Here is an 18,761-nt window from a genome sequence, read left to right as displayed (position 1 = left end):
ACTGCGGCGCCGGGTCCGTTCACGTGCTTTCCTCACAGCGCCTGCGGGTCCCCCCACGCAGCCGTAAAAAGCCTTGGACTACAAGGTTTCTCCAACCTCGAAATCGAACGTTTTTCCAACCCCCGCACCCTTAAGTGGATGCCATCAGCGTCTTTTCGAGGAGACAAAAATGGTATCCACCCCACATTTCCTGTCGGCCAAGCGCCTGACCCCGCGGCACCGGGCCGCACCCAGCACTTCATCCCGCCGCCGCGGAATCGCCGCAGTCACCGCCGTGCTGCTCGCGGCGACGGGCGCCGGAACCTCACTGGCCGCCACGCAGGTGACCCAGGCGAACCCGAGCAAACTGACCGCTGTCGGGCCCGTCAACACCGAGTACGGCTTCCCGTCCTGGTACGAGGACAGCAACAAGACGCGCGTCGAGCTCTGCCTCGACGCGGAAAACCCGCTCTGCGGATTCCTGCCCGGCGACATCCCGGACGGCACCGCTCCAATATCCTTCCCGGACAATTTCCCGGAAGAGGCGTTCTACATGCTCGCGGGTTCGCAGCTGGACCTGCCCGGCGGCGGAAAGGCCGTCCTGGTCCTCGGCCTGGAGGCAGCCTTCGCCAATACGGTCACCCAGGGCGACCAGGTGGTGTTCGGCCGGCAGCGCATCGTGGTCAAGGGCGGACCCGCCAACAGCACCCTGACGTTCCAGCACCCCTACGGCACCATCACCATCGACACCGACGGCACCGGTGCGGGCAAGCTCGTCGAAGACATCTCGCCCGCCGCCGGCAACTTCTCCACGGCCCTGAAGAGCAACATCGGCCCGTTCCTGAAATGGGATCCGGCCACTGCGCCGGCAGCCCCCGAGGGTTACCTCGGCGACCCGGGCCAGGACCACACCGTCACCGGCAGCCCGTTCGGCTACAACAAGTTCTCGGTCAGCGGCGGCGGCGTGTCCCTGGAAACCGACCAGTTCACCGTCCAGGGCAAGATCTCCACCAACCAGGGCGTGAACACCGATAGCGCCGTCCTGAACGGGGCCATGATCGACGTGTTCGCCAGCAGCGGCAACGGCGCCCAGCTCCAGGTCGACGGCCAGGCAGGCGTTTTCGAAACCACGCCCATGCTCAGCGACGCCGACACCGGCCGGTACTACGCCCGGATCCAGTTCACCGGCACCGCCCCGTCCACCGTCAAGGTCACCAACATCGGCGACAAGCCCGCCAGCAGCAGCCAGATCAACGTCACCAAGCCCAGCGGCGTCATCATCACCAAAGCCGTCTACGACGGAACCAACCTCACCGTCGCCGCCACCTCCAGCGTGGGCTATCCGCTCACCGTGACCGGTCTGGGCACCATGGAAGCATCGGCTACCGGAACCGGCGCGGAGAAGTCCTTTCCCGTCACCGCTCCCCCGGCCACCGTCACCGTCAAAACCCCAGAGGGCGGCTCTGCTTCCCTGCCCGTGACCGTCTCCGGCGGCGCGGCAACCCCGGTGGGTCTGGACCCGGTCACCCCCGCCCCGGACCCCGGTCCCGTCGTCGACACCGGCAGCGGTTCCGTCCCCGGCTCAACGCAGCCCGCCACAGCAGTCGCTACCGCCGCTTCGACCACGGTCACCCGCGGCGGAACCGTCCAGCTGGACGGCAGCACCTCCACCGGCGCCGCGACTTTCAAGTGGACCCAGCTGTCCGGACCCGCCGTCACCTTCTCCAGCGACACCGCCGCCAAGCCCACCGTCACGGTCCCGTACTACGCCAAGACCACTGACACGGCACCGCTGACGGCCAAGGCCGACGAGCCGATCAAGCTCCAGCTGATCGTCACGGATGCGAACGGCATCGGCAGCGCCCCGGCGTCGGTTGACCTGGCAGTCCAGACGGATACCGTCGCCATTCCCGCCGGCTCCCGCCACCGGCTCGGCACCGAGCTGCGGATCACCGGCACCTCAACACTGGCCGGCAGCACCGCCGTCCTGGTCCCGGCCACCACGGTGGTCATCTACGACACCACGCCCGGCCGGGCCGTGTCCAAGATCGGCACAGCACAGGTGGACACCCTCGGCAACTGGTCCTACAAGGCCAAGCCGGGACCAACCCGGCAGATCACCAGCGTCCTGGTCCAGTCCAGCCGCGGCGGCACCGCAACCGGAGTGCTCGCAACCCGCTAGACCCAGCTCATCACCGCCCGGGCCCTGTCTGTTCAGCAGACAGGGCCCGGGCCGTTTAATCTGGGCCTCTAACGGCGGTTCAGTCCTCGACCCATTCGAGCAGGTCGCCGGGCTGGCACCCGAGGACCCGGCACATTGCCTCCAAAGTACTGAACCGCACAGCCTTGGCCCGTCCGTTCTTCAGCACTGCCACGTTGGCCGGGGTGAGGCCGACCCGGTCCGCGAACTCGCCCACGCTCATCTTGCGTTTGGCCAGTTCGACGTCGATGCGCACCACGATGGGCATCAGATGACTGCTTCCATGTCGGTCCGCAGTACCGTGGCCTGCCGCAGCAGCGCGCGCATCACCACCATGAGCAGCCCGACGACGGCACCGCCCACCAGCATGAGCATCAGGATCATCGGCATCCCGGGATCGTCGGCATTCAGCACAACGAAGAGGAAGACACCGGCCAGCAGGACCCAGGCCGTGAGCACAGCCCACACGATCGCGTCCACCCAGGCCAGGGCTGCCTTGCTGAAGATGCGGTCCCGCTTGACCATGGTCAGGAGTTTCCAGGTGCTCACGATCACCACCTGCACGCAGGCCACCTCCACCACCGCGAAGACGGTCAGCGGCCACTGCAGGGGCGCATCGGCGGGGTTCTCCTGCGCCATGTAGGCAAACTGCCCGGGCAGGGACAGGGCCTGAAACACCAGCAGCAGGCCGAATGCCATGATCAGCAGGATCCGAAGCGCGGTGACTGCCAGGTTTGTCTTATGCATGGACCGAGTATCGCTGGTTTCCTATCGAATTTCAATCGCTAGAACTGTTGCCGCCGTCCGCTTTTCCCGGGTTCCGGCAGGCTCAACCAGCTGGACGTTCGCCGCCGTCGTCGTCCGCGTCCGGCTTGCCGGCCGCCTTGGCGGCCTTAAGCACCACGGCCTCCAGCTCGTCGGTGCTGAGCAGCTCCTTGTGAAGGTGCTTGGTGCGGTAGCCGGCACGGCCCACCATGTGGGCCGAAACGGGCACGGTGAGCAGCTGGAAGATCCATGCCACAAGCAGCACCGGCCACACCCACCAGGTCCGCAGCTGCAGCCCCACCGCGGCCAGCAGCAGGAACAGCCCCAGGACCTGCGGCTTGGTGGCCGCGTGCATCCGGCTCATCAGGTCCGGGAAGCGCAGCAGGCCGATCGCGGCGGCGAGGGACATCAGGGCCCCCACCACCATGAAAACGGCCGAAACCGCGTCGATCACGGTATCCACGGCATTGGTTTCAGGACTCATTGGGCTGCCCCCGTCTGTCGGCCACGAAGCGGGCCACCGTCACCGAGCCGATGAACCCGATGACGGTGATGGCCACCACCAGCATCAGGTTGTTCAGGTGCCGGTTCACGGCCATGTCGATGCACAGCGCCGCGCCGAGGATGCCCAGCAGCACGTCCGCCGCGAGGACCCGGTCCAGCAGCGACGGGCCGCGGGCGATGCGGATGATCGCGCCCGCGGCAGCCAGGGACAGGGCCACTGCCGTGACGGTGAGGACGAGTTCCATCATGCGCCAACCTCCTGGTTCAGGGCGGCCAGCTCTTCCTTCGTTCCCATGATCCGGATGAGCCCCGCCTCGGTGTCCCGGACTTCCTGGCGCAGTCGGAGGACATCCTCGCCGTTGCGGACGTTCAGTCCGTGGATGTAGAGCGTGGACGTGGACCTGTCCACCTCCACCACCAGCGACCCCGGGATCAGGGAGATCACGTGGCCGGTCGCCGTCACCATGAGATCGGAATGGCTGCGCAACGGAACGGCGACGACGGCGTTGGTCACCTTGGGCCCCCGGGTCACCGCCAGGTAGAACACCTGGCAGCTGGCGGCCACCACGCGGCCCAGGAACACCACGGCGAACGGAACGGCCCGCAGCACGTTGAAGCGGCCGCTCAGCTCCACCGGCGGCAGGTAGAACAGGCGCGCCACAGCAATAGCCAGCAGGGCGCCGAAAAGCAGGTTGCCTGGGCTGAAGTCCTGCCAGAGTGCTCCCCAGACAATGACGAGCCAGACCAGCAGCGGCAGTTCCTGCCGCAGGGACACCTTTTGCCTGCTCACTTTCCGGCTCCGCTCAGCGCGAGGGCCGGGACAGGGGCGCGGTCACCGAGCACCGCCTGAATGTAGGCGGATCTGTCCAGCATGGCCGCGGCGGACTGGTCCGCCACGTGGAAAAGCGGTCCGGCGAAGACGGTGAGCGCCACTCCCAGCACCACCAGGCCCAGCGTGGACCCCACCATGGTCCGCGGCAGCAGCCGCACCGCCGTCGGGCCGCCGTCGGGGGCGGGGACTGCCAGGAGGACGGGATCGGGGTGCTCCGCGTCCTCGGCCTTGCGCCAGAAGGCGCGGTTCCACACACGGGCCACGGCGAGAAGCGTCAGGAGGCTGGTCAGCACGCCGCCGACCACCAACGTATAGGCCAGCGGCGTGCCCAGCCCGATGCCTGCCTGCATCAGGCCGAGCTTGCCCAGGAAGCCGGAGAACGGCGGGATGCCAGCAAGGTTCATGGCGGGAACGAAGAACAGCAGCGCCAGCAGCGGGGACAGCTTGGCCAGGCCGGCCAGCCTGTCCACGGAGGAACTGCCGCCGCGGCGCTCAATCAGTCCGGTGACCAGGAAGAGGCTGGTCTGGATGGTGATGTGGTGCGCCACGTAAAACACGGCGGCCGCCAGGCCTGCCACGGATGACATCGCCAGGCCGAACACCATGTAGCCGATGTGGCTGACCAGGGTGAAGGAGAGCAGACGCTTGATGTCGCTCTGGGCGAGGGCACCCAGGATGCCCACCACCATGGTCAGCAGCGCCACCACCATGAGGGGCGTGTTCAGACTGTCGCCGGGGAACAGCAGGGTTTCCGTGCGGACCATGGCGTAGACGCCCACCTTGGTCAGCAGGCCGGCGAACACGGCCGTGACCGGGGCCGGCGCGGTGGGGTACGAGTCGGGAAGCCAGAAGGACAGCGGGAACACGGCGGCCTTGATGCCGAAGGCCACCAGCAGCATGACGTGCAGGAGCGTTTTGGTTCCCTGGTCCAGTTCCGCAAGCTTGATGGCCAGGTCCGCCATGTTGATGGTGCCCGTGGCGCCGTAGACCATGGCGATGGCAATCAGGAACAGCACCGAGGACACCACCGAGACCACCACGTAGGTGACACCTGCCCGGATGCGCGGGCCCGTGCCGCCGAGGGTCATCAGCACGTAGCTGGCCGTCAGCAGGATCTCGAAGCCGACGTACAGGTTGAACAGATCCCCGGAGAGGAATGCGTTGGAGACGCCGGCCACCAGGATCAGGTACGTGGGGTGGAAGATCGACACCGGGGCGTCCTGGTCGCCGTCGGCCATGCCCTGCCCGGTGGCATAGACGAGGACGGCGAGGCTCACCGCTGACGACACCACGAGCATCAGCGATGAGAACTGGTCCACCACCATGACGATGCCCCACGGCGGCACCCAGCCCCCGATGTTCACCGCCGCGGTGCCGCCGTTCCACACCGACGCCAGGAGCAGGCACTCCAGCAGCAGCGTGAGGGACAGCAGGGCGATGCTGACGGCACGCTGGGCGCGCGAGTGACGGATCAGGACGAACGTCAGCGCCGCACCCAGGATGGGAAGTACGACGGCGAGCGGGGCAAGGTTTGCGAGGTTCACTTTGTGCCCCCCTCCGTGTCTGCTTCTGTGCCGTTGTCTTTGTCCGTGCTTGTGTCCGTTTCCGTGCCTGTGGCCACGTTGCCCGATCCCGGCTTCTCCTCCAGCGCCGCGTGTTCCGCGAGGAGGGTCCGGCCGCCTGCTTCGACGGTGGCCGTTGGCTCCGCCGCCGCGGAACTGTCCGGCCCGCCCATCGGCAACGGGAATTCGGAGGTCTCCACGGGGATGACGGCGTCGTCCTCCGCGTCGAAGCTGGGGGTTTCGGCCACGCGGCGGTCCTCGATGTCGTCTTGGATGTCGTCCTGGCGGGCAAGCACCCAGGTCCGGTAGATGATGCCCAGCATGAAGGCCGTCACCGCGAAGGAAATGACGATGGACGTCAGGATCAGTGCCTGCGGCAGGGGGTCGTTGTAGGACCCGGGGTCTGTGTCCTTGCTGAAGAACGGTGCCAGCCCGGCGTAGCCGCCGGTGGCGAGGATCAGCAGGTTGGTGGCGTTGGCGAGCAGCATCAGGCCCAGCAGCACCCGGGTGAGGCTGCGTTCCAGGATGAGGTAGATGCCGCAGGCGTAGAGGGCGCCCATGACCGTCAGCAGGGTCAGGTTAACGGTCATGCCTTGCCGCCTCGGGTTGATCCGGCCGGGACCCCGGCGGGCACCTGTTCGCTGCCCTCGCCGCCCTCCTGCGTGCCGGCCTGCCCGTCCGCTTGCACGGGACGCTCTTCAAAGTGCTCGTCGATTTCGGCGCCCAGGCTGCGCAGGACATCCAGCACCAGCCCCACCACCACGATGTACACACCGGTGTCGAAGATGGTGGAGGTGACGAACTTGATGTCGCCAAAGACCGGCAGCCAGAACTCGATGATGGCGCTCTGGAACACCTGGCCGCCCAACAGGACCGGGGCCGCGCCGGACAATGCGGCGGTGGCCAGGCCGATCCCCAGCAGAGTGCCCGCGCTGATGGGAGTGGCCTCGCGCAGTTCGAAGCGGCCGCCGGCCAGGTAGCGCAGGGTCAGGGCCAGCCCGGCCATGAGCCCGCCGGCGAAGCCGCCGCCGGGGAGGTTGTGGCCGGCAAGCAGCAGGTAGAGCGAGAAGATGATCATCGAGTGGAAAACCAGCCGGGTGACCACTTCGAAGATGATGGAACGGCGCTCCGGGGCCAGCGTGCGTCCGGCGACGAGCCACGGGTCCCGTGCGGCCGCCGCGAACTTGCGGGTCAGCGCCAGGGCGGCGCCGTCACGCGATGATTTGTCGACGCCGTGGCGGCGGCCCACGGTCCCCTCGGCCACAGCGGCCGCCGTGCGCAGCCGGTCCCCGCGGCCCCGGACAAAGATGAGGCTTGCCACGCCGGTCGCGGCCAGCGCCAGCACGGATATCTCGCCGAAGGTGTCCCACGCGCGGATGTCCACCAGGGTGACGTTGACGATGTTGAGCCCGCCGCCGCCCTCGTAGGCCAGCTTGGGGAACTCGAGGGAGACGGGCGTGGCGATGCGGGCGCCCATCGCGTGGATGGCGGCGAAGACCATGGTGGCGCCGAAAGACAGGCCAATGATGACGCGGACCACCCGGTACTTGCCCCGCGTGCGGTCCCGCAGCTCCGCCGGGAGGCTGCGCATCGCCAGCACGAACGCCACCAGGATGATGGTCTCCACGAGCATCTGCGTCAGGGCCAGGTCCGGGGCGCCCTGCAGCGCGAACATCAGGGCGATGCCGTAGCCGGTGACGGACACCATGAGCACGGCGAGGAAGCGCTTGTTGGCCCGGACGGCGGCCAGCGCCCCGATCACAATTCCGGCGCCTGCCACCAGCTGCAGCGGCGAGTTCGGGTCGACGAAGTACAGCCCCTCCGGCAGCGGCTTGTTGGCGACGATCAGGGCGGACAGGGGCAGGGCGCAGGCGACGCTGAGGATCACTGCCAGGTAGAAGTACAGCGAACCACGCTGCGTGCGTCCGGTGATCCAGACGGCGGCGTCGTCCAGGGCGCCGATGGTCAGCTGGTAGCCGCGGTCGGCGTCGAACCAGGGCGGGACGGCGCCCTGGATCCGGTCCACCACCGCACGTCCGTAGAACATCGCCGCGCCGGCGGCGAAGGTGATGGCCGTCAGGCCCAGGGCGGGGGTCAGCCCGTGCCACAGCGCGAGGTGCCCTGCGGCAGCTGCCGGAGTGCCGGCGTCGTGCGTTGCCTCTGCAAACAGGGCCGCGTACGGCTGGATCCAGGCGTCCACCGGCGCCGGCCACAGGCCGTACACGATGGTGAGGACGCTCAGGGTTGCCGGGGCCGCCAGGAAGGAGGGCCGGATGGCCTTGAACGGGGTGTGCTCGACGCCCGGCTTCACCGCGAAGGCGCCCCACATGAAGCGCGCGCTGTAGGCGAAGGTCAGCACGGAGCCCACCACCGTGCCCGCCAGCACCACAGTGCCCCACGGGCCGTAGCCTGGCGCGCCGGCGAAGTGCACGAACGCCTCAAGGACAGATTCCTTGGCCACGAAGCCGCCGAGCAGCGGGATCCCGGCCATGGAGGCGGCGCCGACGCCGGCCACGATGCCGAGCGCCCGGGAAGAGCGGAACACGCCCGAGAGCTTGCGGATGTCGCGCGTCCCGGACTGGTGGTCGATGATGCCCACCACCAGGAAGAGCGTGGCCTTGAAGAGCCCGTGGGCGAGCAGCATGGCCAGGCCGGCGAGCGCGGCGTCGGGCTTTCCGAGCCCCACCACCATGGTGATGAAGCCGAGCTGGCTCACGGTGCCGTAGGCCAGGATGAGCTTGATGTCCGTCTGGCGCAGTGCCCGGTAGCCGCCCACCAGCATCGTGGCCAGCCCGAGTCCAAGGACCATCGGGAGCCAGTAGGCGGTGTCCGTGAAGCCCGGCGCGAGGCGTGCCACGACGTAGACGCCGGCCTTCACCATCGCGGCCGCATGCAGGTACGCGCTCACGGGGGTTGGCGCGGCCATGGCGCCCGGCAGCCAGAAGTGGAAGGGGACCAGCGCGGATTTGGTCACCGCTCCGACCAGAATGAGGACGACGGCGGCGCCCACCGCAGTGGCTGCCGGCCCGGACACCAGCTGCGGTGCCTGTTCGAGGATGGCGGAGATCCGGTACGTGCCGGCGCTGGCGCCGAGCATGATCAGGCCCACGAGCATGGCCAGGCCGCCGGCGGTGGTGACCATGAGTGCCTGCAGCGCGGAGCGGCGGGCAGCCAGCCTTGTCCGTGCGTAGCCAATCAGGAGGTAGGACAGGACGGTGGTGAGTTCCCAGAAGATGAACAGCATGAGCAGGTCATCGGCGGTGACCAGGCCGAACATTGCCCCGGCGAAGGCCAGCAGCTGCGCGCCGAATCCGCCGAGGTAGCTGTCCTTGTCCTTGAAGTAGCGTGCGCAGTAGACCAGCACCAGGGCGCCCACACCCAGGACCAGCAGGGACATGACCCACGCCAGGGCGTCCATGCGGAAGGCGAATTCAATGCCAAGGCTGGGGATCCACGGAACCGTTTCGGTGACTGCGCCGGCTTCGGCGGCGCCTGCCGTTTCTCCGTGGCTGCCGCTGCCGTAGACGGCGGCGTGCTGGAACAGGAGCCACACGAATGACGCGGCCGGCACTGCGGCCAGGCCGTAGAACGAATTCCGGCCAAATTTACGGAAGACGAACGGCGCCACAGCGGCCACCGCGAAGTGCACGGCAAGGACTGTGATCACTGGAATCTCCGCAAAGTCAGAATTCGATTATCAAAAGTTGGAGCAGGCGGTCATGCGTTGGGTTCGGTTTGGCCAGTTTATCAAGGGACCACTGACAGTTTTCCCCGCTCAGGCGGGCCGCAGGGCAGTTTTCGCCAGCCTCCGGGAAAGTTTTCGCTCCCTGTTCGCCACGGGCGGATAGCATCGGCCTATGAACTCCGCAGCCGCACCCGAGGCGACGCAGCCGCCGTCGGAACTCGAAGCAGGATCCCGGCCTTCCAGCAAGGGGCGCGTCCTGGCCTGGGCCGCCTGGGACTGGGGATCGGCGGCGTTCAACGCAGTCATGACGACGTTTGTCTTCACGGTGTATTTGACGTCGCAGGCGTTCGGCGGCGAAGACCGGGCCTCGGCGGTGCTCGGCGGAGCCCTTGCCATCGCGGGGGTGGCCGTCGCGCTGCTCGCGCCCGTCACGGGCCAGCGGTCGGACAGCGGGGGCCGCCGCAAGCTCTGGCTGGGAGTGAACACGGCCGCCGTCGCGGTCCTGACGGCACTGTGCTTCTTCGTGTTTCCCCGGCCCGACTTCCTCCTGCTGGGGGTGTCCCTGATCGCGCTGGCCAACGTGTTCTTTGAGTTCGCCGGCGTGAACTACAACGCCATGCTGGCGCAGATCTCGACACCCCGGAACATCGGCAAGGTCAGCGGCTTCGGCTGGGGCATGGGCTACCTCGGCGGCATCGTGGCCCTGCTGATTGTGCTTCAGCTGTTCGTGCAGCCGCGCTTCGAGTGGTTCGGCGCTTCCACGCAGGACGGCCTCAACATCAGGCTGGTGGCGGTGTTTTCCGCGCTGTGGTTCTTCATCTTCGCGCTGCCGGTGATGTTCGCCGTTCCGGAACTTCCCAAGCCAAAGCGGGCCGCAGGCCTCGGTTTCCTGGCATCGTACGGCCTGCTGGCGCGCAGAATCAGGGCGATCTACCGGACCAGCCCGCACACCATCTTCTTCCTGCTGGCCAGCGCCGTCTTCCGGGACGGCCTGGCGGCGGTCTTCACCTTCGGCGGGATCATCGCGGCCGGCACCTTCGGGTTCGCCCTGCCGCAGGTCATCTTCTTCGCCATCTTCGGCAACATCGTGGCGGCCGCCGGGGCCATCATCGGCGGTTTCCTGGACGACAGGGCAGGACCGAAGGCCGTGATCATCGGCTCGCTCACCGGCCTGCTGGTCGCCGGAACGGTGATCCTGGTGCTGGGCAACGACAACCATACGTTCTTCGGCGCGCCGTGGTCCGGGGCCACGACGTTCTGGGTGTTTGGCCTGTTCCTCTGCCTCTTTGTTGGGCCTGCGCAGTCCTCCTCGCGCGCATACCTGGCCCGGCTGGCGCCGCAGGGTGAATCCGGTGAGCTCTTCGGCCTGTACGCGACCACCGGGCGCGCCGTCAGTTTCCTCGCCCCCGCCCTGTTCACACTGTGCATCACCGTCGCCACTCCCCTGGTGGCCGAGGGGGAAGCGCAGCGGTGGGGCATCCTGGGCATCATGGTGGTGCTGCTCGCCGGGCTGCTGGTGCTCATGCCGGTGAAGGCCCCGAGCGAAGCCGAGATCGCCGTCGTCCCGCAGGCCTGACCCGGGGTCCTGGGCGCGAACGGACACTTGTGCCCCCCAGCGTGGGCGCCCGGTTTCACCCAAAATCGCAGGTTCGCGGACTAGGCTGATGCTATGCAAATGGAAGAGACAGACCTCCCGGGCCTCGGCCGGCGCAAGGACTTCATGACTGCATCCGGCCGGCGGATCGGGGTGGTGGAGCTGCGCGAGGGCCAGACCGAGCTGTTCGTCTCCACCTGGGATGACCCGGACACCTGCCAGGCCTCGATTCCGCTGACCAGTGAGGAGGCGGCGTGCCTGGGCAATCTGCTGGGTAGCCAGCACCTTGCCATGACACTGACGGAGGCCCACCGGGAGGTTCCCGGCATCGCCACCCGGCAGTTCTCCATTGCCGCGGACTCCCCGTTCCAGAACCAGCCCATGGGCAAAGCCCGCATCCGCACCCGGTGCGGCGTTTCAATTGTCGCGATCATGCGTGAAGGCGAGGTGGTCCCGTCGCCGGGTCCCGACGTCGTTCTTCACGCCGGTGACCTGCTGGTCGCCGTCGGCACGCAAGAAGGCCTGGACTCTGCGGCCGATATCCTGCGCAACGGCTGACCCTCATGGACCGCGTGGCCCTGTCGCTGATCGAGCTGGGGGCAGTAGTGTTTTGCCTCGGCCTGCTGGCGAGGCTCGCGGGGCGGATCGGGATGTCCCCCATTCCGCTGTATCTCGTAGGCGGGCTGTTTTTTGGTGCCGGCGGCGTGGTGGAGCTAAGCGGCATGAAGGAGTTTTCCCACCTCGCCGGCGAGATCGGCGTCATCCTGCTCCTGCTTATGCTCGGACTGGAATATACGGCAACGGAACTCGTGACCGGCCTGCGGAGATCATGGAAGGCCGGCATCCTCGACTTCGTCCTGAACTTCGTTCCCGGCGCTGCCCTGGCCGCCCTTCTCGGGTGGGGAGTCGTCGGCGCCATGGTTATGGGCGGCGTCACGTATATATCGTCGTCGGGCATTGCGGCCAAGGTCATCACGGACCTTGGCCGTATCGGTAACCGTGAGACGCCCGTGGTCCTCTCCATCCTGGTCTTCGAAGACCTGGCCATGGCCATTTACCTGCCGATCCTTACCGCCACGCTTGCCGGGGTCAGCTTCCTCGGCGGCCTGCAGACCGTGGGCGTCTCGCTGGCCGTGGTCACCGTGGTGCTGCTGGTGGCTCTGCGGCACGGGCACCACGTTTCCAAGGCCGTGCACAGCGAGAATTCCGAGGTTTTCCTGCTGAATCTGCTCGGGGCCGCCCTGCTGGTTTCGGGCGTGGCCGCGGTGCTGCAGGTATCCGCCGCGGTGGGCGCCTTCATGCTCGGCATCGCGATCTCCGGCGCCACGGCCCACAGTGCAACACGGATCCTGGAGCCTCTGCGGGACCTGTTCGCCGCCATCTTCTTCGTGGCGTTCGGGCTCAACACGGACCCCACCTCCATCCCTCCGGTGCTGGCGTGGGCGCTTCTCCTCGCGGTCCTCACCGCGGCCACCAAGATCATCACCGGCGTCTGGGCCGCCAAGCGGGCAGGCATCGCGCGTCCGGGACGGTTCCGCGCGGGCGCCGCACTGATTGCCCGCGGCGAGTTCTCCATTGTCATCGCCGGCCTCGCCGTGACGTCCGGTGTGGTGACGGACGAGCTTGCCGCCCTGGCCACGGCCTACGTCCTGATTATGGCGATCCTCGGCCCGCTGGCTGCCCGCTACGTCGAACCTCTCGTCAAGAAGTTCTCCCGCCCAGCGCGGCCGCAGCCCGTCCCGGCCTGAGGACTGCCTTCACCGAAACGTGAGATCTCGGCACATACGAAGCCTCGAAGCGACGAGATCTCACCTGTCGGGGCGCCACCCGCGCCGGACCAGCGCGTCGAGCACCCGCTGCGCGCACCCATCGAAGCCCCACGTCCTGACCTGGGTCGCGGTGATGGTCACAGAAGTCCAACCTATCGCCGCAATGGACTCGTCCCGGCGGATGTCTGAGTCGCGCTGGCGCAGTTCGAGGTGGTGCCGCCCGTCGTAGTTCACGGCCACCTTAAACTCGGGAAAGGCGAGATCCGGCCACGCCAGTTCCCACCCGGTTTCATCCATGACCACGTAAGCCATCGCGGGTTCAGGCAAGCCCAGCCTGCCCAATGCCAGCCGAAGCCGAGTTTCCGGCGCCGAGTCGGCTCCGACCCTGGCAAGCCCCAGCGCCGCCTTGGCGCGCCGGACTCCCCGGGCACCACCGTTGGTTTCCACCTGCTTCCGCAGATCAGCCAGCGAACAGAGGGCTAACTTCCGGGGACCGAAGCTGCGCGATTGGCTGCAGATAAAGAAATCAGCCGCGATCACCAGATCCTCGAGTTCAAGCACGGTGGCCAGATCCAGCCAGGTTCTTGCCGGTCCCGTCACCGGAATGCCATTGAGGTCCGTCACGTCGGCGCCTGGCAACTCGAGCCGGTGGCCGGCCACTCCTTTGCGTACCGGCCGGTTTCCGCCGTCGAACCGCGCAAGATGCACGCGCAGGTCAGTCTGCACGCACCAAGGCAGCGGGCACCGCCACAGGCGGCCGGCAGTCCCCAGGCAGCAGGCGGTTGACGGACAGAGGCCGGACAGCAGCCGGCAAGTGTGTGCGAAGTCCTGTTCGGCATCCCACGGCACCCGCACACCCCGGCTCGCTACCCGAAGATCGCTGCGCCAGGCACGTTGCGCGGCCACACCTGCAGCACGCTGTTCATCAAGGGTGAAGGACCTGCCGGTGAGCGCGGCGGGAAGTGGCGGCGGCTTTCTCATGCGCCATTGTGTGCACGTCAGGCGAGGTCATTCGCGGTTATCCCCAGTGTGGAGGAACAGTCATGAGAGCGGGCCGCCGTCGAGACGTGAGATCTCGGCACTTAGGAAGCCGCTAAGCGCCGAGATCTCACGTCTCGGCGCAAAACGCGCCCGCTAAATGTCCGTGCGGTGGAAGTTCAGGTGGCTGCGGCTTGCGGTGGGCCCGCGCTGGCCCTGGTAGCGGTTGCCGTACTCGCCGGACCCGTAAGGGAATTCGGCGGCGGAGGACAGCCGGAAGAAGCAGAGCTGGCCGATCTTCATGCCGGGCCAGAGCTTGATGGGCAGCGTGGCCATGTTGGACAGTTCCAGGGTGACGTGTCCGGAGAAACCGGGGTCGATGAAGCCCGCCGTGGAGTGCGTCAGCAGGCCGAGGCGGCCGAGCGAGGATTTGCCTTCGAGGCGCGCGGCGATGTCGTCCGGCAGCGTGACGGTTTCATACGTGGAGCCGAGCACGAACTCGCCGGGGTGCAGGATGAACGGTTCGCCCTCCTCCACCTCCACCAGCCGGGTCAGCTCTGGCTGCTCTTCGGCAGGGTCGATGTGGGCGTACTTGTGGTTGTCGAAGAGCCGGAAAAAGCGGTCAATCCGGACATCCACCGAGGACGGCTGGACCATCGCGGCTTCGAACGGATCGAGGACGATCCGTTCGGAATCAATTTCGGCACGAATGTCGCGGTCAGAGATCAGCACACCCTCAAAAATACCATTGCCGCTCCCCTGCCCTGCCGCTAGTGTTGCGTGAACAATCCGGCCGACGGTCTCACGTCACACGGTCAGAAGTAGAGCTGGGGATATTTTGAACAGGATTGCGGCCAAGGCCGCTGTTGCACTCGCCTGCGCCCTCGCGCTGGTGACGCCCGCGGCGGGCGGCCTGCCAACCGTGGCGACTGACGGCGGTTCGGCGGCCGCTGCCGCCATGCCGGGCAACGCTGCCGCCGCACCGGGCACCACTGCCGCCGCACCGGACGCAGTGTCGGGCGCGGGCGCCGCTCAGCCGGCCGCCTCTGCAGAAGCCCCGGCCACGCCCGACGACGGCGGGACGGCCACCGGGACACTCTCACCCAAGCTTCCACCCACCGGTTCAGCCGGCGCCGCGCCGCGCGCCCAAGTCGCGCCTGCCCAATCGGCGCCCAACCCAGCCCCGGTGCAGGCCATCCATTCCTCAGCACCCTCCGCACAAGCCGCCCCGCAAGCTGGACCGCCCGAACCAGCCTCCATCCCGCCGCTCTCAGCTCCTGCGGACGCGTTCGCCGCACCGCCATACACGGCCCGGACGGAAACAGGCGCCGCCGCCAAGGGCCTGCTGACAACGCAGGCCCTGGTGCCGGACAGCAACGCCGCCCAGGTGACCGCCGTCTTCAACGCCATCAACACCTACCGGGCGTCCCTGGGCCTGCCGGCCGTCAAGTACCACGCAACAGTGGCCAGCCTGGCCCAGGAATGGTCGGACAGCATCGCCTCCCGGGAGGTCATTGAACACCGCGCGAACTTCTGGACTGATGCCCGCGCGCTGAGCCCCAACAACGGTGCCGGCGAGGTCATTGCCGTCCGCTGGGACCGCGACGCCGCGCAGCTCGTCGAGTGGTGGAAGGGGTCGCCGGCCCACAACGCCATCCTCACGGACCCCAGGTTCAACGTCGTCGGCATCGGCATCACCTTCACCGACGGAAACTGGCAGACCACCCCTAACCGCTACACCATGTGGGGCGTGGTGAATTTCTTCGGCTACACGGCACTGCCCGCCGGCACCACGGCCGCTCCGGGCGGCAGCACCTCCGTTCCCGTGCAGCCGGCCGATGTGTGCGAGCCCCTGGTCAAACACATGCCGCCCACATTGGACCTGGCCACGGCATCCATCAAGGGCGCGGCGGACATCGTGTCCGTGGACTCCCAGGGGCAGCTCCTCAACCGGCCCGCACTGGGGGCCGGCCTGTTCGGTCCCGCCGAAACGATTGGCTCCGGGTTCGCGGCGGTGCGGCAGGTCTTCGTTACCGACTGGGACCGGGACGGCGTGTTCGATGTGCTGGCGCAATGGTCGGACGGCCGCCTGACCCTGCACCCCGGGCAGCTCACAGGCGGGTTCCTGCCGCCGGTCACGCTGGGGCAGTCCGGCTGGGCTGACATGACGCTGGCAGTCGGCGGATGGTGTTCCACGAACCGGCTTCCTCAGCTCCTGGCCCTCGATACGGCGGGGAACCTCTGGCTCTACCCCAACCGGGGTGCGGGTGACCTGGTTGACCGGACCCTCATCGCGTCCGGCGTCGCTGCAACACGGCTCGCCATGGTGGATTACGACGGCGACGGTTTCCAGGATCTGCTGGCCCGCCAGTCCGACGGGAACGTGCTGCTCTACCGTGGATCAGGCGGCCCGTCACCCAAAGCCGAAGCGAGGACACTGGTCGCCAGCGGGTGGGGCGACGTGGCGGCGATCCGCGCACTGCGCGGCGTCACCGGCGACTATTCCGGCGGCCTGGTCCTGCAGCGCACCGGAACCGTCGGGCAGGCCGGCCCCGTGCAGTACTGGAACCTCGACGGCGGAGTCCTGTCGCCGCCGTCGGCCATCCCCGGAACATGGACGGGCCAGCGGCTGGCCCAGTAAGCACGCGGCACACCAACCCGTGGAGTTTTTGTACAGATATTCGCCTCAGAAGGCGCTCTAACTCGCGGTATCTGGACAAAAACTCCCAGCTGGAGCGGGGTCTCAACCCGCCGTCGTGCGTTCTTCCATGACGCCCGGGAGCCTCGACAGCTGGCCCACCACCGTCCGGAGCCTGCCCCGGTATGCCGGGCGGACGAAGCTCCGTAAACCCTTCGAGGGCGCCTCCAGCGCGAACCGCACCCGGGTTCCGGCGCCCTCGGTGCTGAGGTAGAAGCCGCCGCGCACGAGGGACGGGCCGGCCACCACCTGGAACTGGATTTCGGCACCGGGCCGCGCATGGGTGATCTCGTAATCGCGTGCCACGGGGCGTCCACGGGGCCCGTCCATGGTCACCTGGTATCTGGCACCCACGCTGCCGGCGCTGCCCGAACTGAGCACCGCGCTCCGGACGCCGGCCTGCCAGCTGGGCAGGTTCCGGCCGTCCAGGAGGAATGAATAAACCGTCATGGCGTCGCGCGCAACGAGGACCTCGTGTTCTGCACCTGCCATGGGGATCCTTTGTCCGTCGTCGGGCCTGCCTTGCGTAGCCCGTTTCCCCTGTACCGCAGCTAACGAGATTCAGAATAGCCACCTGCGCCGGTCCACGGCCGCGCACCGCCCGGGCCTTTACCGAACAGTTACGGGGTGGCCCCGCGGACGGGTTGGGCGACGCGCGCAGACTCGGGATCCAGATGGCCGGAGCGGCCGCACAACTGCGCTAAGCTAGGTTCTGCCCCGGGCTTTTCCGGTGCGACTGCGGCTGTAGCTCAATGGTAGAGCGCTAGCTTCCCAAGCTTGATACGCGGGTTCGATTCCCGTCAGCCGCTCCACTCCGCCCTTCGCGTCGCCTGCGGCGTCACGCCGCCCGGCGCACCACCCGCAGCAGTCCCCGGCGGTTCCGCAGGTCCACCTTGAGCGTCAGCTCCCCTTTGCGGGCAAGCACGACGGCGACAGTCACCGCGGCGAGCGCCGGCACCCCTCCGGCCACCAGCAGCCCGGCGTGCGGATCCAGGTGTTCGGCGATGAACCCGATCATGGGGCCGCCCAGCGCCTGGCCGCCGATCAGCACCATGATGTACAGGCTCATCACGCGGCCCCGGATGCTCATGTTGGAGCTTGTCTGCACCAGCTGGTTGGACGCGGTGAGGAACATCAGGCACCAGAATCCGCACAGCACCAGCGCGGCGCCGAACAGCGGCAGGGTGGGGACGGCGGCCGAAAGGCACAGCATCAGCCCGTACATGCCGGCCGCCAGGACCACCGAGCGCAGCCGGAGCTGCCGGCGCCGGGTCGAGGCGACCGCCCCGGTCAGCGCCCCGAGCGCCACGAGGGCATTCAGCATGCCGTAACCGCCCGCACCGATGCCGTACACCCGGTCCGCGAAGGCGGCGAGCAGCACCGGCAGGCTCATGGCGAACACCGAGATGAAGCCCACCATGAGCCACGGCCAGTAGATGGTGGGCTTGCTCAGCGCATACCGCAGCCCCTCGCGCAGCATGCCTTTGGACTTGGGCGCAGGCGCGCTGACGAACAGCTCGTCGCGGCGCAGCAGCAGGAGCATGGCCACGGTGGAGCAGCACGCGGCGGCGTTGGCGGCAAAGGCCCAGCCGGCGCCGACGGCGGTCAGCAGCACCCCGGCGATCGCGGGACCGATCAGGCCGCCCAGCTGGAACGTCGTCGAGTTCACGCTGATGGCGTTGCGCAGGAACCGGGGCCCCACCAGTTCGTGGACAAAAACCTGCCGGGCGGGCTGGTCCAGCACGGTGACCAGGCCGAGGACCAGCGCGATGGTGTAGACGTGCCACACCTCGATCCTCCCGGTAAGCGCCAGGCCAGCGAGCGCAGCGGCCAGAACAGCCGCGGCGGACTGGCACAGTATGAGGATCCTCCGCTTGGAGAACCGGTCCGCGACCATTCCGCCCCACGGTCCCAGCACCAGCGACGGCAGGAACTGCAGTGCCACGGTGATGCCGACGGCGGTGACCGAGCCGGAGAGCTGGAGCACCAGCCAGTCCTGGGCGATGCGCTGCATCCAGATGGCGATCACGGCAATGAAGTGGCCGGCGGCGAAGAGCCTGAAGTTGGGAACCCGGAGTGAGATGAAGGTGTGCCGCCACGGAAGGCGTTCACTGACGACGGCGACGGGCTGGGTGACGGTGGCCAGTGGCGGCGGTGGGGGTGTCACAGAGGTTCCTCAGGTGAGCGGGCCGGCG

The 18,761-nt window shown here is 67.8% G+C and carries 17 protein-coding genes and 1 tRNA gene; 6 read left to right on the top strand and 12 right to left on the bottom strand.

The window, feature by feature from the left end:
* Window positions 1–169 precede the first annotated feature (169 nt).
* Entirely contained in the window at window positions 170–2,161 is a 1,992-nt protein-coding gene (locus ACFRAH_RS20430) for a hypothetical protein (protein WP_377992738.1), read from the top strand.
* A 79-nt stretch (window positions 2,162–2,240) separates the two neighbouring features.
* Here the strand turns inward: ACFRAH_RS20430 and ACFRAH_RS20425 are convergent, their stop codons facing one another.
* The 8 genes from ACFRAH_RS20425 to ACFRAH_RS20390 form a co-directional block, all read right to left on the bottom strand.
* A complete protein-coding gene (locus ACFRAH_RS20425) occupies window positions 2,241–2,447 on the bottom strand; it encodes a helix-turn-helix domain-containing protein (protein WP_377992737.1) in 207 nt (68 codons plus the stop codon).
* A complete protein-coding gene (locus ACFRAH_RS20420; protein ID WP_377992736.1) occupies window positions 2,447–2,926 on the bottom strand; it encodes a DUF2975 domain-containing protein in 480 nt (159 codons plus the stop codon). The genes ACFRAH_RS20425 and ACFRAH_RS20420 overlap by 1 nt, the downstream gene beginning before the upstream one ends.
* Before the next feature lie 82 nt (window positions 2,927–3,008).
* On the bottom strand, window positions 3,009–3,428 hold the full coding sequence (gene mnhG, locus ACFRAH_RS20415; protein WP_377992735.1) for a monovalent cation/H(+) antiporter subunit G: 420 nt from the start codon (window positions 3,426–3,428) through the stop codon (window positions 3,009–3,011).
* Window positions 3,418–3,696 (bottom strand): monovalent cation/H+ antiporter complex subunit F, encoded by a 279-nt coding sequence (locus tag ACFRAH_RS20410; RefSeq protein ID WP_377992734.1) that lies wholly within the window; start codon window positions 3,694–3,696, stop codon window positions 3,418–3,420. Before ACFRAH_RS20410 ends, mnhG begins: the two co-directional genes overlap by 11 nt.
* A complete protein-coding gene (locus tag ACFRAH_RS20405; RefSeq protein WP_377992733.1) occupies window positions 3,693–4,238 on the bottom strand; it encodes a Na+/H+ antiporter subunit E in 546 nt (181 codons plus the stop codon). The genes ACFRAH_RS20410 and ACFRAH_RS20405 overlap by 4 nt, the downstream gene beginning before the upstream one ends.
* Window positions 4,235–5,824, bottom strand: a complete 1,590-nt coding sequence (locus tag ACFRAH_RS20400; RefSeq protein ID WP_377992732.1) for a Na+/H+ antiporter subunit D — start codon at window positions 5,822–5,824, stop codon at window positions 4,235–4,237. Before ACFRAH_RS20400 ends, ACFRAH_RS20405 begins: the two co-directional genes overlap by 4 nt.
* Entirely contained in the window at window positions 5,821–6,432 is a 612-nt protein-coding gene (locus ACFRAH_RS20395; RefSeq protein ID WP_377992731.1) for a Na(+)/H(+) antiporter subunit C, read from the bottom strand. Before ACFRAH_RS20395 ends, ACFRAH_RS20400 begins: the two co-directional genes overlap by 4 nt.
* Window positions 6,429–9,509 (bottom strand): Na+/H+ antiporter subunit A, encoded by a 3,081-nt coding sequence (locus tag ACFRAH_RS20390; protein ID WP_377992730.1) that lies wholly within the window; start codon window positions 9,507–9,509, stop codon window positions 6,429–6,431. The genes ACFRAH_RS20395 and ACFRAH_RS20390 overlap by 4 nt, the downstream gene beginning before the upstream one ends.
* 190 nt (window positions 9,510–9,699) lie before the next feature.
* On the opposite strand from ACFRAH_RS20390, the gene ACFRAH_RS20385 reads away from it, so the two are divergent.
* The 3 genes from ACFRAH_RS20385 (at window position 9,700) to ACFRAH_RS20375 (ending at window position 12,869) form a co-directional block, all read left to right on the top strand.
* Window positions 9,700–11,103 (top strand): MFS transporter, encoded by a 1,404-nt coding sequence (locus ACFRAH_RS20385; protein WP_377992729.1) that lies wholly within the window; start codon window positions 9,700–9,702, stop codon window positions 11,101–11,103.
* A gap of 93 nt (window positions 11,104–11,196) precedes the next feature.
* Entirely contained in the window at window positions 11,197–11,679 is a 483-nt protein-coding gene (locus ACFRAH_RS20380) for a cation:proton antiporter regulatory subunit (protein WP_377992728.1), read from the top strand.
* Between the two features lie 5 nt (window positions 11,680–11,684).
* The gene (locus ACFRAH_RS20375; RefSeq protein ID WP_377992727.1) at window positions 11,685–12,869 is read left to right on the top strand and encodes a cation:proton antiporter; all 1,185 of its coding nucleotides are present in this window, start codon (window positions 11,685–11,687) and stop codon (window positions 12,867–12,869) included.
* Between the two features lie 60 nt (window positions 12,870–12,929).
* On the opposite strand, the gene ACFRAH_RS20370 is transcribed toward ACFRAH_RS20375, so the two are convergent.
* The gene (locus ACFRAH_RS20370) at window positions 12,930–13,871 is read right to left on the bottom strand and encodes a hypothetical protein (RefSeq protein WP_377992726.1); all 942 of its coding nucleotides are present in this window, start codon (window positions 13,869–13,871) and stop codon (window positions 12,930–12,932) included.
* 153 nt (window positions 13,872–14,024) lie between these two features.
* Window positions 14,025–14,600: a dCTP deaminase gene (gene dcd, locus ACFRAH_RS20365; RefSeq protein WP_377992725.1), complete on the bottom strand. Its 576-nt coding sequence runs from the start codon at window positions 14,598–14,600 to the stop codon at window positions 14,025–14,027.
* A gap of 106 nt (window positions 14,601–14,706) precedes the next feature.
* Here dcd and ACFRAH_RS20360 point away from each other — a divergent pair, with 106 nt between their 5' ends.
* Window positions 14,707–16,509, top strand: coding sequence for a CAP domain-containing protein (locus ACFRAH_RS20360; RefSeq protein WP_377992724.1), 1,803 nt, complete (start codon window positions 14,707–14,709; stop codon window positions 16,507–16,509).
* Between the two features lie 102 nt (window positions 16,510–16,611).
* Here the strand turns inward: ACFRAH_RS20360 and ACFRAH_RS20355 are convergent, their stop codons facing one another.
* Window positions 16,612–17,058: an SRPBCC family protein gene (locus ACFRAH_RS20355; protein ID WP_377992723.1), complete on the bottom strand. Its 447-nt coding sequence runs from the start codon at window positions 17,056–17,058 to the stop codon at window positions 16,612–16,614.
* A 246-nt stretch (window positions 17,059–17,304) separates the two neighbouring features.
* On the opposite strand from ACFRAH_RS20355, the gene ACFRAH_RS20350 reads away from it, so the two are divergent.
* Window positions 17,305–17,378, top strand: a tRNA-Gly gene (locus tag ACFRAH_RS20350).
* Between the two features lie 26 nt (window positions 17,379–17,404).
* On the opposite strand, the gene ACFRAH_RS20345 is transcribed toward ACFRAH_RS20350, so the two are convergent.
* Window positions 17,405–18,733 (bottom strand): MFS transporter, encoded by a 1,329-nt coding sequence (locus ACFRAH_RS20345; protein ID WP_377992722.1) that lies wholly within the window; start codon window positions 18,731–18,733, stop codon window positions 17,405–17,407.
* Between the last annotated feature and the right edge of the window lie 28 nt (window positions 18,734–18,761).

The sequence above is a fragment of the Arthrobacter sp. NPDC056727 genome, from assembly GCF_042790555.1.
Lineage (GTDB): Bacteria > Actinomycetota > Actinomycetes > Actinomycetales > Micrococcaceae > Arthrobacter.
This window is presented reverse-complemented; position numbering and strand designations above follow the sequence as displayed.

Excerpts from the sequence above, each read along its gene's own strand:
- ACFRAH_RS20375 (WP_377992727.1), top strand. The coding sequence starts at position 11,685 with ATGGACCGCGTGGCCCTGTCGCTGATCGAGCTGGGGGCAGTAGTGTTT.
- ACFRAH_RS20370 (WP_377992726.1), bottom strand. The coding sequence starts at position 13,871 with ATGAGAAAGCCGCCGCCACTTCCCGCCGCGCTCACCGGCAGGTCCTTC.
- ACFRAH_RS20430 (WP_377992738.1), top strand. The coding sequence starts at position 170 with ATGGTATCCACCCCACATTTCCTGTCGGCCAAGCGCCTGACCCCGCGG.
- mnhG (WP_377992735.1), bottom strand. The coding sequence starts at position 3,428 with ATGAGTCCTGAAACCAATGCCGTGGATACCGTGATCGACGCGGTTTCG.
- ACFRAH_RS20410 (WP_377992734.1), bottom strand. The coding sequence starts at position 3,696 with ATGATGGAACTCGTCCTCACCGTCACGGCAGTGGCCCTGTCCCTGGCT.
- ACFRAH_RS20420 (WP_377992736.1), bottom strand. The coding sequence starts at position 2,926 with ATGCATAAGACAAACCTGGCAGTCACCGCGCTTCGGATCCTGCTGATC.
- ACFRAH_RS20425 (WP_377992737.1), bottom strand. The coding sequence starts at position 2,447 with ATGCCCATCGTGGTGCGCATCGACGTCGAACTGGCCAAACGCAAGATG.
- ACFRAH_RS20355 (WP_377992723.1), bottom strand. The coding sequence starts at position 17,058 with ATGGCAGGTGCAGAACACGAGGTCCTCGTTGCGCGCGACGCCATGACG.
- ACFRAH_RS20380 (WP_377992728.1), top strand. The coding sequence starts at position 11,197 with ATGCAAATGGAAGAGACAGACCTCCCGGGCCTCGGCCGGCGCAAGGAC.
- ACFRAH_RS20395 (WP_377992731.1), bottom strand. The coding sequence starts at position 6,432 with ATGACCGTTAACCTGACCCTGCTGACGGTCATGGGCGCCCTCTACGCC.
- ACFRAH_RS20385 (WP_377992729.1), top strand. The coding sequence starts at position 9,700 with ATGAACTCCGCAGCCGCACCCGAGGCGACGCAGCCGCCGTCGGAACTC.